The organism is Pseudomonas sp. Kh14 (genome assembly GCF_900291005.1).
GTDB classification, from domain to species: Bacteria; Pseudomonadota; Gammaproteobacteria; order Pseudomonadales; family Pseudomonadaceae; genus Aquipseudomonas; species Aquipseudomonas alloputida.
Map to the genome: position 1 here is coordinate 521,959 of NZ_OLKJ01000038.1, position 12,273 is coordinate 534,231.

Genomic DNA, 12,273 nt, shown 5'->3' on the forward strand with positions numbered 1-12,273 from the left:
TGTACTCACGACCAGAACGCCGCAACGCGAGCGGTGAGCAGAAACTCATCGCCGTCCGGCAGGCTCTTGATGCGCTTGAGCTCCAGATCGAGCAAAACGTTCGAGCGGTTCAAGTCGCGCATGAACTGCGCCACCACAGCACCGGAGGCAGCCAACCCTGTCACCTGCAAGCGGCCACTATCAAGGCTCAGGCCGATTAGCTGCACACCTTCAGGCAGCGCTCCTTCAAGGTCGGCGAAGACACCGGCCAATACACCCTGATGGGCGCGCAGGCCCTCCAGGGCCACCGCACGGGCAAGTAGGGCTTCATGCTGTGCACGCACTTCGGCCAGTGGCTGCAACTGCTCATCCTGTATATCAAGGGTCGCTTGGCGCTGGGTATTGGCCAGCACCTGCTGCTGCCCGCGTTGGCGGGCCAGCTGATCGACCAGCATCACGGCGCACAAAGCCAATAGTGCGCCAGCAATCAACTGGCCTCGAAAACGCCGCAGCGCCGCCTGACGCTGCCGTTCGCGCCAGGGCAGAAGGTTCAGCCGCATCATGGGCGCAGCCCTCCCAAGGCCAAGGCGCAGGCCAGGAGCATCGCCCCATCAACATGTTCCAGCCCTGCCAGCCCAGGCAGGTAGGTACACGGCACATTCAGCCGGCTGCCAAGGGCTTGTAGCCAGCCCGAATTGATCGATAAGCTGCTGGCAACCCACAACCCCGCAGGCAGGCTCTGCCCGACCAGTAAAGCCTAGAGACGCTCTGGCCATTGTCCGTTCATGTCCGGGCCAGTCGACTGCAGCTCACAGCGCTGGTAAGCCCTGCCCGGCTGCCAGTCATGAAGGGTTACGCTGCGGGTTTCGACACGCAGCAGTGCTGCTCCCTCAAGGCCACCCTGTGGCAACATGCGGCGCAAGGCAATGTTGTCGACCTCGACGGCTTCCAACTGCAAGCCTGCCTCCTCGACGACGGCTTCGAGTGACGCCAGCGCACTCTGCCGACAGGCAGCAACCATTACCTCGGAGCAACCCGGCTGGTCATGGGAAGCCCCCATGACCTGAAAATCCAAGGCCAGGTCTTCCAGCGGAAACGGAAACAGCCGCTCTGCATCGGCAAGCAGCTGTGCCTCCAACTGCGCCCCACCCTGCTCCACCGGCATATGGCACAACTTGCAGATAACCTGACTGGCCGGCAGTGCCAGCGCTACCCGGCGTTGCCTGAGGCCGCTGCGCCGGTAAGCCCGCTGCAGCGCAGCCACCACCACCCCAGGCGCCTCAGCCCAGTCATCGGCCAGCGGCGCCTGAAACAGCTCTTGTGCCGACCCCATCACACGACAGCGTCGATTGCGCTGCTGCAGTTGCATTATCCGAACGGCGTCGGGCGTAATTTCCACCCCCACGAGTGAACCGGCATCCTTGCCGAAGCGTCCAAACATCGCGACTCCTTTGCTGTCTGTTGCAGCTGCCAAGCGCAGCCACCTGTCGCAACCCCGCGGCAACACTGGGCCAGGGCTACCCATCGAGTCGACGAGTAGCCTGGCCGGTCACCCGGAAAGGCGAAAAATGCTTATAATGCCCAGCGTTTTTTGGTCCACCGGACCTGCGTGCAATCCACTCCCAACCTGGACACCGAAAAGCCTTGATACGTCTGCTGAAGTTCTTCTGGTGGTCTTCCGTCGCAGTCATCTGCGCGCTCGTACTCGGTGTGAGCGGTGCGTTTCTGTATCTTAGTCCCAGCCTGCCCTCGGTCGAGTCCCTCAGAAGCATCCAGTTGCAGATCCCCCTCAGGGTGTACAGCAGCGATGGCAAGCTGATTGCCGAATTCGGCGAAATGCGCCGCTCGCCGATCCGCTTCGCGGAAATTCCCCCACAATTCATTCAGGCGCTGCTGTCAGCAGAGGACGACAATTTCCTCAACCACTACGGTGTCGACCCCAGCAGCCTGATGCGCGCAGCAACCCAGCTGGTGAAAACCGGTCATATCCAGACCGGCGGCAGCACCATCACCATGCAGGTGGCGAAGAACTTCTTTCTCACCAGCGAGCGCAGCTTCTCACGCAAGACCAACGAGATCCTGCTGGCCCTGCAGATCGAGCGTGAGCTGACCAAGGACGAAATCCTCGAGCTGTACGTGAACAAGATCTACCTGGGCAACCGGGCCTACGGTATCGATGCAGCTGCGCAGGTGTACTACGGCAAGTCCATCCGTGACGTGAGCCTGGCGCAGATGGCGATGATCGCCGGCCTGCCCAAGGCACCGTCGCGCTTCAACCCGCTGGCCAACCCGGTGCGCGCCAAAGAGCGCCGCGACTGGATCCTCGGGCGCATGTACAAGCTGGGCAAGATCGACCAGGCCAGCTACGAGGCCGCTCTGGCCGAGCCGCTCAACGCCAGCTATCACGTGCCGACGCCTGAGGTGAATGCCCCGTACATTGCCGAAATGGCCCGCGCGGAAATGGTCGGCCGCTACGGCAGCGACGCCTACACCGAAGGCTTCCGCGTCACGACCACCGTGCCTAGCGACATGCAGGAAATGGCCAACAAGGCCGTCCTCAAGGGCCTCTCCGATTACGATGAGCGCCACGGCTACCGTGGCCCTGAAGCACGCTTCCCGGGCCGCACCCAGGCAGCGTGGCTGCAGGAGCTGGGCAAGCAACGCACCCTTGGCGGCCTGGAGCCAGCCATTGTCACCCAGGTGGAACACACCGGCCTCAAGGTGCTGACCCGTGACGGCCAAGAGGCGCAGGTTGCCTGGGACACCATGAAATGGGCGCGCCCGTTCATCAACAACAACGCCCAGGGCCGTTCGCCGCAGTCGCCGGCCGACGTGGCCCAGGTCGGTGACCTGGTGCGCCTGCAACGCCTTGACGATGGCACATTGAAGTTCAGCCAGGTGCCCGTTGCGCAGAGCGCCCTGGTCACCCTCGACCCGAACAGCGGCGCCATCCGCGCCCTGGTCGGCGGTTTCTCGTTCGAGCAGAGCAACTACAACCGCGCCGTGCAGGCCAAGCGCCAACCGGGCTCAAGTTTCAAACCATTCATCTACAGCGCCGCGCTGGACAGCGGCTACACCGCTTCCAGCCTGGTCAACGATGCGCCGATCGTGTTCGTTGACGAGTCAGTGGATAAAGTGTGGCGACCGAAGAACGATACCAACACCTTCCTCGGCCCTATCCGCATGCGTGAGGCGCTGTACAAGTCACGTAACCTGGTGTCGATCCGCCTGCTGCAAGCCATGGGCGTGGACCGCACCATCGACTACATCGCCAAGTTCGGCTTCAACAAACAGGACCTGCCGCGCAACCTGTCGCTGGCCCTGGGCACCGCCACCCTGACCCCGATGGAAATCGCCACCGGCTGGAGCACCTTTGCCAACGGTGGGTACAAGATCACCCCGTACCTGATCGACCGCATCGAGAGCCGCAGCGGCGAGACACTGTTCACCGCCAACCCGGCCCGCGTACCGCAAGGTGCCGAAGACCAGGCGGGCCTGGCCGCACCCGAGCAGCCAATCAGCACTGCGGCCATGCCAGGCGAGGCACCTTCTGCCTTCAGCCAGGTGGCCGCGGCATCGCAAGCGCCGGCAGTGGCTGAACAAATCATCGACGGGCGTACCACCTACATTCTCACCAGCATGCTGCAGGACGTGATCAAGCGCGGCACCGGCCGCCGGGCGCTGGCCTTGGGCCGCACCGACCTGGCGGGCAAGACGGGTACGACCAACGAATCCAAGGACGCCTGGTTCTCCGGTTACAACGCCGATTACGTAACGACCGTTTGGGTCGGCTTCGATCAGCCGGAAACCCTCGGCCGCCGCGAATATGGTGGGACCGCGGCACTGCCGATCTGGATAAGTTTCATGGGCGCAGCGCTCAAGGACAAGCCTGCGCATGCCCCGGCAGAGCCGGAAGGCATTCTCAGCTTGCGCGTCGACCCGGTCAGTGGGCGCGCAGCATCGCCGAGCACACCAAATGCCTACTTCGAGCTGTTCAAAGCCGAAGACTCGCCGCCGTCGGTGAACGAACTGGGCAATGGCGCGGTACCGGGCAGCCCGCTGCCAGCCGATGAAGCGACACCGATGGACCTGTTTTAAGGCAGGGCGCCTGACTCAGGTTTTGCGTGGGCGCGTGAATCGAGCGCCGCGCGGGCGGCGCTCGATCTGATAGGCGCCACAAGCGCCCTGACGAACACCTTGCAGCCCTGACACATTCCCAAGCCCCAACAAAAAGCCCCGGCTCATGCGAGCCGGGGCTTTTTATGTCGCTTGTGGCAATCAGCCGTTGAACACTTCATCCACGCTGGTCAGCGGGTAGTGCTTCGGATAAGGCAGGGTAGCCACGCCGGATTCGATGGCAGCCTTGGCCACAGCATCGGAAACGACGGTGATCAAGCGTGCATCCAGCGGCTTCGGAATGATGTACTCACGGCCGAACTCCAGGCCTTCAACACCATAGGCTTCGCAAACTTCCTTAGGCACTGGCAGCTTGGCCAGGTCTTTCAGGGCGATAGCGGCAGCGATCTTCATTTCTTCGTTGATACGCTTGGCGCGAACGTCCAGAGCACCACGGAAGATGAACGGGAAGCCCAGTACGTTGTTGACCTGGTTCGGGTAGTCGGAACGACCAGTAGCCATGATCACGTCGTTGCGAGTGGCATGCGCCAGCTCTGGCGAGATTTCCGGGTCCGGGTTCGAGCAAGCGAACACGATCGGGTTGGCAGCCATCGACTTCAGGCCTTCCGGGCTCAGCAGGTTCGGGCCAGACAGACCTACGAATACGTCGGCACCGTCAAGGGCGTCGGCCAGGGTGCGCTTGTCGGTCGCGTGGGCGAACTGCGCCTTGTACTGGTTCAGGTCGTCACGGCCAGCGTGGATCACGCCACTACGGTCGATCATGAAGATGTTCTCGACCTTCGCACCCATGCTTACCAGCAGCTTCATGCAGGAAATGGCAGCAGCGCCGGCGCCCAGGCAGACGATCTTGGCGTCTTCCAGTTTCTTGCCAGCGATTTCCAGGGCGTTGATCATGCCGGCGGCAGTCACGATGGCAGTACCGTGCTGGTCATCGTGGAACACCGGGATGTCGCACTGTTCGATCAGGGTACGTTCGATCTCAAAGCACTCAGGAGCCTTGATGTCTTCAAGGTTGATGCCACCGAAGGTGATCGAAATGCGGCGAACGGTGTCGATGAACGCTTGCGGGCTTTCCGATTCGACTTCGATGTCGAACACATCGATACCGGCGAAACGCTTGAACAGAACACCCTTGCCTTCCATGACCGGCTTGGAAGCCAGTGGGCCGAGGTCACCCAGACCGAGGATGGCAGTGCCATCGGAAATCACCGCAACCAGGTTGCCTTTGCCGGTGTATTTGTAAGCCAGCTCTGGATCACGGCCAATTTCGCGCACCGGCTCTGCAACACCTGGGCTGTAGGCCAGGGCGAGGTCACGGGCGGTGGCAGTGGGCTTGGAGAGTTCAACGCTCAGTTTCCCCGGACGAGGTTGAGCGTGATATTCGAGAGCGGCGGTTTTCAGGTCTGACATGGTGGGCATTCCGCTATTTACTGTTCTGACGGACCGCCGAGGATACGCAAAGAGCCGAGGAGCCACAAGACTGGCCGGTCACTTGTGTCAAGGCCTTTAGCCTACGACTTTACGCTACAACCCACGGGGCATACGAGCAACAGTGTGTACAATCTAGTAGCGAAATGTCTACATCTTTTAGCCTGAAATGCGCTCCAACATGCTCGGGTCGGTCAATGGCAACACCCAGCGTCGCTGCCCGGGCTTGAGGCCACCCCTGCGGGAACGATCCAGCACCCAGCCGCGCGCTTCGACTTGGCGTCCCTTGAGGTTATCGAAGAAGCTGGCGGGGAAGTTGCGCTGCAGACGAGCGGGAACCTGCAGCACCAGGGTACTGCCCAGTGGCAGCCAGACCCCACCACGATTTCGCTCGATACCTTCGATACGACCACGCACAACAGCGAAACCTGACTGCCTGACATTGCCTGCAGCCACTACGGGCGAATGCCGCCACAGGCCAACGCCAGCCTGGCGCGCAGCTTGTTCGGCACGCTGCTGGCAACCGCTGAGACGTACATTAGGGGCAATAGCCACGCGGTAGCCCAAGCCCTCGCTAAGCAATTGCGCTTCCAGATTGTCGCCATTGCGGCTGTAGATGTGCGCCAGTGTGCGACCGTACTTGTCTTTACCTTCAATACCAGGCACCAGCCCGACGCGATCATCATTGGCCTTGACCAAGGCCTGCAATCGCCGCCTGGCAGCTTCGGCATAGGGCTCACTGGTACGTCCCTTGCGACCCATTTCCGGGGCATTGATACCGATCAGCCGCACACTGCGGCCATCGACCAGACGCAAAGTGTCGCCATCAACCACCTGTCGTACCGCTACCCATTGGGGCTTATCCGGCAGTGGGCAGAACGCCAGGACCGGGAAATGCCAGATAACGCCCACAAAAAAGGCGCCCACAAGGGACGCCTTCTTCAGCAACAATGCGAAACCCGAAGGATTCGCCATGCGCATGATTACTTCTTGGCACCGAACATGCCGAAGCGATCGGCGAACTTCTGTACGCGACCACCGGTGTCCAGAACTTTCTGCTTACCGGTGTAGAACGGGTGGCACAGGTTGCAAACGTCGATCGACAGGACGTTGCCCAGGGTCGAACGAGTTTCGAACTTGTTACCGCAGCTGCAGGTGACTGCAACTACTTCGTAGTTCGGGTGGATACCTTCTTTCATGGTCACTTCCTCGAGCTGCGTGCCGCCACCCAACACCAATTGTTGAATACCGCACGTAATTAGGCGGCGAATAATACCAGAGCACACCGTCAGCGCAAGATGTCGCTTGCACCGACCGTCGTCTGCTAGGCTCGCCAGTCCTTGTAACGCCCTCCGAGACTTTCCGCGTGTCCGACGTCATCCTGCGCCTTGCCCTGCCCTCTCCGCTGCGGCGCCTGTTCGACTACAAGGCGCCGGCGAGCATGGCGCGCCTGACCTTGACCCCTGGCATGCGCATCCGCGTGCCCTTTGGCCGCCGCGAAATGATCGGCGTGCTGATAGAAGTGTGCACGCAGAGCGAAGTGCCCGCCGACAAACTGAAGCCTGCCAGCGCCCTGCTCGACCCGGTGTCCCCCATCCCCGCATCGCTGTTCAAGCTGTGCCTGTGGACCGCCCAGTACTACCAGCACAGCCTGGGCGATACCCTGAGCTGGGCGCTGCCCACGCTACTGCGCCAGGGCGAAGCCGCCGAAATGCGCCAGGAACGCTTCTGGCACATAGCCCCTGGCGCCCGCCTGGAAGACCCGCGCATCGCCCGCGCGCCGCGCCAGCGCGACGCACTCAAGACCCTGGCTCAGCACCCGCACGGCGTGGCCCACAGCCTGCTGGCCAAACTCAACCTGAACAAGGACAGCCTCGACCTGCTGCTGGCCAAGGACCTGGTACAGATCGAGACGCGCCGCCACTTGCCGGCACTACGTCATGAGCACTGGCTGGCACAGCCGGAACTGCCGCTCAACGAAGAGCAACGCGAAGCCTTCGACGCCGTGTGCGAGGGTTTTGGCGGTTTCGGCGCGTTCTTGCTGGCCGGCGTCACCGGCAGTGGCAAGACCGAGGTCTACCTGCAACTGATCCGCGAAACCCTGGAAGCCGGCAAGCAGGCGCTGGTGCTGATCCCGGAGATCAACCTCGGCCCGCAAACCCTGGCCCGCTTCGAGCAACGCTTCAACGCGCGCATTGCCTTGCTGCACTCTGCGGTGAACGACCGCGAACGCCTGGATGCCTGGCTGGCGGCACGGGACGGCGAGGCCGATATCATCATCGGCACCCGCTCGGCATTGTTCACGCCGATGAAAAACCCCGGCCTGATCATCATCGACGAAGAGCACGACGGCTCCTATAAACAGCAGGAAGGCCTGCGGTACCACGCCCGCGACCTGGCGCTGGTCCGCGCTCACCAGGAGAACATCCCGATCCTGCTCGGCTCCGCCACACCGTCGCTGGAAACCCTGCATAACGCCCTGACCGGCCGCTACCGCCTGCTGCGTATGAACCAACGCGCCGGAGGGGCACGCCCGCCGCGCATGCTGCGCCTTGATGTGAAGAGCCTGCCACTGGACAGCGGCATCAGCGGCCCGCTGCAGCAGGCTATCCGACAGACCCTGGAGGCTGGCCAACAAGTGCTGGTGTTCCTCAACCGCCGCGGCTTTGCCCCAACCTTGCTGTGCCACGATTGCGGCTGGTTGTCCGAATGCCCACGCTGCGATGCGCGCATGACCGTGCACCAGCGCTCCGGCGTGCTGCGCTGCCACCACTGTGGCTATGACGAACGCCTGCCGCACCAGTGCCCGCAATGCAACCACGTCGACCTGCGCCCGGTCGGTGCCGGTACCGAGCGCGCCGAAGAGCGCCTGAAGGTGCTGTTCCCGGATTACCCGATCCTGCGCGTGGACCGCGACAGCACGGCGCGCAAGGACGCCATGCACAACCTGTTCAGCACTATCCAGCGCGGCCAGCCGAGCATCCTCGTCGGCACCCAGATGCTCGCCAAGGGCCACCACTTCCCGCGGGTGACCCTGGTGGCCATCCTTGATGCCGATGGCGGGCTGTTTTCCGGCGACTTCCGCGCCAGCGAACGCATGGCACAACTTATCGTACAGGTGGCCGGGCGGGCCGGGCGGGCCGAAGAGCCCGGCAAGGTCATCATTCAGACCCATCTGGCCGACCACCCACTGCTGGTCCAGCTAACCGAGCAAGGCTACTTCGCCTTCGCCGAACAGGCCCTGGACGAACGCCGAGCCGCCGGGCTGCCGCCCTACTCGCATCTGGCCTTGCTGCGTGCCGAAGCACACAAGCCGGGGCAGGCCGAAGGTTTCCTCGACGAAGCCTGTGCCGCCGCCGAGCGCCTGGTGGCCGAACAGCACCTGCCGGGCATCGAACTGCTGGGCCCGGTACCGGCGCCCATGGAGCGCCGCGCCGGACGATTCCGCGCACAATTGTTGATACAGGCCAATACCCGGGCGCCGTTGCATCGACTGATCAGCGCCTGGTTGCTAGTGTTGGAACAGTTGCCGAGCGGGCGCCAGGTGCGCTGGTCGCTGGATGTCGACCCGGTAGACCTGTATTGATCTACAAGCTGCGAGTGACCAGCCGTAAGCAAGCGCCGGGCGGGTGCGATGCCGCTTTTTCTTGCCGCTTGTGGCCCCCAGCTTGCCGCCCAAAGGTTGGCAACCTGCTCCCGGCAACGGATAATGCCCAGTTTTTCCACCTGCGCATCCAGGCGCTCACCGCGCTTGCGGTCGAAAAGAGATCCCCATGAAAGACACCATTCGCCAGCTGATCCAGCAAGCCCTCACCCAACTCGTCACCGACGGTGTGCTGCCTGAAGGGCTGTCGCCGGCGATCCAGGTGGAAAACGCCCGGGACAAGACCCACGGCGACTTCGCCAGCAACATCGCCATGATGCTGGCCAAGCCGGCCGGCATGAAGCCGCGCGACCTCGCCGAAAAACTGATCAACGCCCTGCCGGCCAGCGCCGACATCAGCAAGGTGGAGATTGCAGGCCCCGGCTTCCTTAACTTCTTCCAGAACACCGACGCCCTGGCCAACCGCCTGGATGCCGCCCTGGCCGACGCCCACCTGGGTGCACGCAAAGCCGGCCCGGCGCAAAAGGTGGTGATCGACATGTCGGCACCCAACCTGGCCAAGGAAATGCACGTCGGCCACCTGCGCTCGACCATCATCGGCGACAGCGTTGCGCGCGTGCTGGAGTTCCTGGGCGACAACGTCATCCGCCAGAACCACGTCGGCGACTGGGGTACCCAGTTCGGCATGCTGATGGCCTACCTGCAGGAAAACCCGATCACCAGCGACGAGCTGTCGGACCTGGAAAACTTCTACCGCGCGGCGAAGAAACGCTTCGATGAATCGGAGGAGTTCGCCACTCGCGCCCGCGGCCTGGTGGTCAAGCTGCAAGCCGGTGACCCCGAGTGCCTGGCCCTTTGGACACGCTTCAAGGACATCTCGCTGTCACACTGCCAGAAGACCTACGAGCTGCTCAACGTCAAGCTGACCATGGCCGACGTGATGGGCGAAAGTGCCTACAACGACGACTTGGCCAACGTGGTGGCCGACCTCAAGGCCAAGGGCCTGCTGGTCGAAGACCAGGGCGCCCAATGCGTGTTCCTCGACGAGTTCAAGAACAGCGAAGGCGACCCCCTGCCGGTAATCGTGCAGAAGGCTGACGGCGGCTATCTGTACGCCACCACCGACCTGGCTGCCGTGCGTTACCGCAGCAACGTGTTGAAGGCTGACCGCGCTCTTTACTTTGTCGACCAGCGCCAGGCCCTGCACTTCAATCAGGTGTTCGAAGTGGCCCGCCGCGCTGGCTTCGTCGGCCACCCGATGCAAATGGAGCACATGGGCTTCGGCACCATGAACGGCGCCGACGGCCGCCCGTTCAAGACCCGTGACGGCGGCACCGTGAAGCTGATCGACCTGCTCACCGAGGCCAAGGAGCGCGCCTACGCGCTGGTCAAGGAAAAGAACCCGAGCCTGGCAGACGACGAACTGCGCCACATCGGCGAGGTGGTGGGCATTGGCGCGGTGAAATACGCCGACCTGTCCAAGCACCGCACCAGCGACTACAGCTTCAACTTCGAGCTGATGCTCAACTTCGAAGGCAACACCGCGCCTTACCTGCTGTACGCTTACACCCGCGTAGCCGGCGTGTTCCGCAAGCTGGGCAAAGGCTTTGACGAAGTCGACGGCAAAATCGTGCTGCAAGCTGCCCACGAGCAGGACTTGGCCGCGCGCCTGGCGCAGTTTGGCGAAATCCTCAACAACGTCGCCGAAAAAGGCACGCCGCACGTGCTGTGCAGCTACCTGTACGACTTGGCCGGCCTGTTCTCCAGCTTCTACGAGAACTGCCCGATCCTCGCCGCCGAAACCCCTTCGCAGCAGCAGAGCCGGCTGCGCCTGGCCGCCCTGACTGGCCGCACCCTCAAACAAGGTCTGGAACTGCTCGGCCTGGAAACCCTGGAGCGCATGTAAGTTGGCTGCCAAGAAAAAACCTGCCCCGAAACGCGGCGCCAGCCGCCAGACGGCACCGGCCAAACAGCCGATCCCCGGCTGGGTATGGCTGGCGGTCGGCCTGACCGTAGGCGCGTTCATCGTGTTCCTGATGAAGCTCGAACCCGGTGGCGATGACATCAAGCGCACCAAGCCCGAGCAGGAGAAGCCGGCGAAAGCGGCCGAAGCCGGCAAGCCCGCGCAAGCTACTGCGCAACAGCCGGTGAAGCCGAAGTATGACTTCTACACCCTGCTGCCGGAGTCTGAGGTGATCGTGCCGCCGGAAGCCGTACCGGAGAAAACCCCACCGGTGCCGGCCCAGCCGGTAACCCCGGTGACACCAGCAGAAGCGGCGAAAATCGACACGGCAAGGGCCCAGGCAGCGTTGCTCGGCCAGACCCCGCCACCGCCACCACCCGTGATCAAGCCGGCGGCGACCACGCAGTACTTCCTTCAGGCCGGCTCGTTCCGCAAGCAGGCCGATGCCGACAAGGTACGGGCACAGATCATCCTGCTGGGTCAGTCTGTGAAAGTGGAGTCAGGCACGGTCAAGGAAGAAACCTGGTACCGCGTGCTGGTCGGGCCGTTCAGCAACCGCGAGCAGTTGACCGGGGCACAGAAGCAGCTGGCTGGGGCCGGGTTCAGCAACCTGTTGCTGCAACAGCGGCAGACCCGTCAGTAACGAAGAAGGCCTTGCCGCAGCGGTGCGACAAGGCCTTCTTTACATGGACAGCATTACCCGTTAAGGGGCTGTAAAGCAGCCCCACTACCGTCAACCCCGCCCCGCATTCCTTTCGGACACCTGGCTGTTCAGCGTCCAGAAGTCATACAGCACCCCCACCAGGAACAATCCGCCGGTAAAGAAGTAGATGATCGCGGTGATCCACTTGCCCTGATACAGCCGGTGCAGGCCAAACACCCCCAGGAAGGTCAGCAGAATCCAGGCGATGTTGTAGTCGATACGCCCCGATTGAAACCTCAGGTCGGCTTCACGGTCCATGGACGGGATCAGGAACAGGTCGATCAACCAACCAATGCCCAGCAAGCCCAAGGTGAAGAACCAGATGGTCCCGGTAATCGGCCTGCCGTAATAGAAACGATGGGAACCGGTGAAGCCGAAAATCCACAGCAGGTAGCCAATGGTTTTGCTGTGGGTGTCGTGAAAGGGCGCCCCCTGTTGATAACTGTTCATTCATAGCCC

General features: G+C 62.6%; 9 protein-coding genes and 1 pseudogene. 4 read left to right on the top strand and 6 right to left on the bottom strand.

All coding sequences use genetic code 11. The features are described 5' to 3' along the window. Positions 1 to 5: 5 nt before the first annotated feature. A complete protein-coding gene (locus FQ668_RS24740) occupies positions 6 to 542 on the bottom strand; it encodes a PilN domain-containing protein (RefSeq protein WP_010955628.1) in 537 nt (178 codons plus the stop codon). Then, positions 539 to 1,420 (bottom strand): annotated as a pseudogene (gene pilM / locus FQ668_RS24745) (type IV pilus biogenesis protein PilM). Before pilM ends, FQ668_RS24740 begins: the two are co-directional and overlap by 4 nt. Positions 1,421 to 1,623: 203 nt before the next feature. Here pilM and FQ668_RS24750 point away from each other — a divergent pair. Further along, on the top strand, positions 1,624 to 4,077 hold the full coding sequence (locus FQ668_RS24750; protein ID WP_019439132.1) for a penicillin-binding protein 1A: 2,454 nt from the start codon (positions 1,624 to 1,626) through the stop codon (positions 4,075 to 4,077). 180 nt (positions 4,078 to 4,257) lie between these two features. On the opposite strand, the gene FQ668_RS24755 is transcribed toward FQ668_RS24750, so the two are convergent. The 3 genes from FQ668_RS24755 to rpmE all read right to left on the bottom strand — a co-directional run bounded on the left by FQ668_RS24755 (position 4,258) and on the right by rpmE (position 6,743). Then, positions 4,258 to 5,526, bottom strand: a complete 1,269-nt coding sequence (locus tag FQ668_RS24755) for a malic enzyme-like NAD(P)-binding protein (protein ID WP_003249133.1) — start codon at positions 5,524 to 5,526, stop codon at positions 4,258 to 4,260. 177 nt (positions 5,527 to 5,703) lie between these two features. Further along, positions 5,704 to 6,525, bottom strand: a complete 822-nt coding sequence (locus FQ668_RS24760; protein ID WP_014592714.1) for a thermonuclease family protein — start codon at positions 6,523 to 6,525, stop codon at positions 5,704 to 5,706. 2 nt (positions 6,526 to 6,527) lie between these two features. Further along, positions 6,528 to 6,743 (bottom strand): 50S ribosomal protein L31, encoded by a 216-nt coding sequence (rpmE, locus tag FQ668_RS24765; RefSeq protein WP_003249127.1) that lies wholly within the window; start codon positions 6,741 to 6,743, stop codon positions 6,528 to 6,530. 167 nt (positions 6,744 to 6,910) lie between these two features. Between rpmE and FQ668_RS24770 the strand changes: the two genes are divergently transcribed. From FQ668_RS24770 to FQ668_RS24780, 3 genes are all read left to right on the top strand, one after another. Next, a complete protein-coding gene (locus FQ668_RS24770) occupies positions 6,911 to 9,130 on the top strand; it encodes a primosomal protein N' (RefSeq protein ID WP_014592715.1) in 2,220 nt (739 codons plus the stop codon). A gap of 187 nt (positions 9,131 to 9,317) precedes the next feature. Further along, positions 9,318 to 11,054 (top strand): arginine--tRNA ligase, encoded by a 1,737-nt coding sequence (gene argS / locus FQ668_RS24775; RefSeq protein WP_019439134.1) that lies wholly within the window; start codon positions 9,318 to 9,320, stop codon positions 11,052 to 11,054. Between the two features lies 1 nt (position 11,055). Next, positions 11,056 to 11,754, top strand: a complete 699-nt coding sequence (locus FQ668_RS24780; protein WP_014592717.1) for an SPOR domain-containing protein — start codon at positions 11,056 to 11,058, stop codon at positions 11,752 to 11,754. A 90-nt stretch (positions 11,755 to 11,844) separates the two neighbouring features. On the opposite strand, the gene FQ668_RS24785 is transcribed toward FQ668_RS24780, so the two are convergent. After that, entirely contained in the window at positions 11,845 to 12,264 is a 420-nt protein-coding gene (locus FQ668_RS24785) for a TM2 domain-containing protein (protein ID WP_014592718.1), read from the bottom strand. Between the last annotated feature and the right edge of the window lie 9 nt (positions 12,265 to 12,273).

Excerpts from the sequence above, each read along its gene's own strand:
- argS (WP_019439134.1), top strand. The coding sequence starts at position 9,318 with ATGAAAGACACCATTCGCCAGCTGATCCAGCAAGCCCTCACCCAACTC.
- rpmE (WP_003249127.1), bottom strand. The coding sequence starts at position 6,743 with ATGAAAGAAGGTATCCACCCGAACTACGAAGTAGTTGCAGTCACCTGC.
- FQ668_RS24755 (WP_003249133.1), bottom strand. The coding sequence starts at position 5,526 with ATGTCAGACCTGAAAACCGCCGCTCTCGAATATCACGCTCAACCTCGT.
- FQ668_RS24740 (WP_010955628.1), bottom strand. The coding sequence starts at position 542 with ATGATGCGGCTGAACCTTCTGCCCTGGCGCGAACGGCAGCGTCAGGCG.
- FQ668_RS24760 (WP_014592714.1), bottom strand. The coding sequence starts at position 6,525 with ATGCGCATGGCGAATCCTTCGGGTTTCGCATTGTTGCTGAAGAAGGCG.
- FQ668_RS24785 (WP_014592718.1), bottom strand. The coding sequence starts at position 12,264 with ATGAACAGTTATCAACAGGGGGCGCCCTTTCACGACACCCACAGCAAA.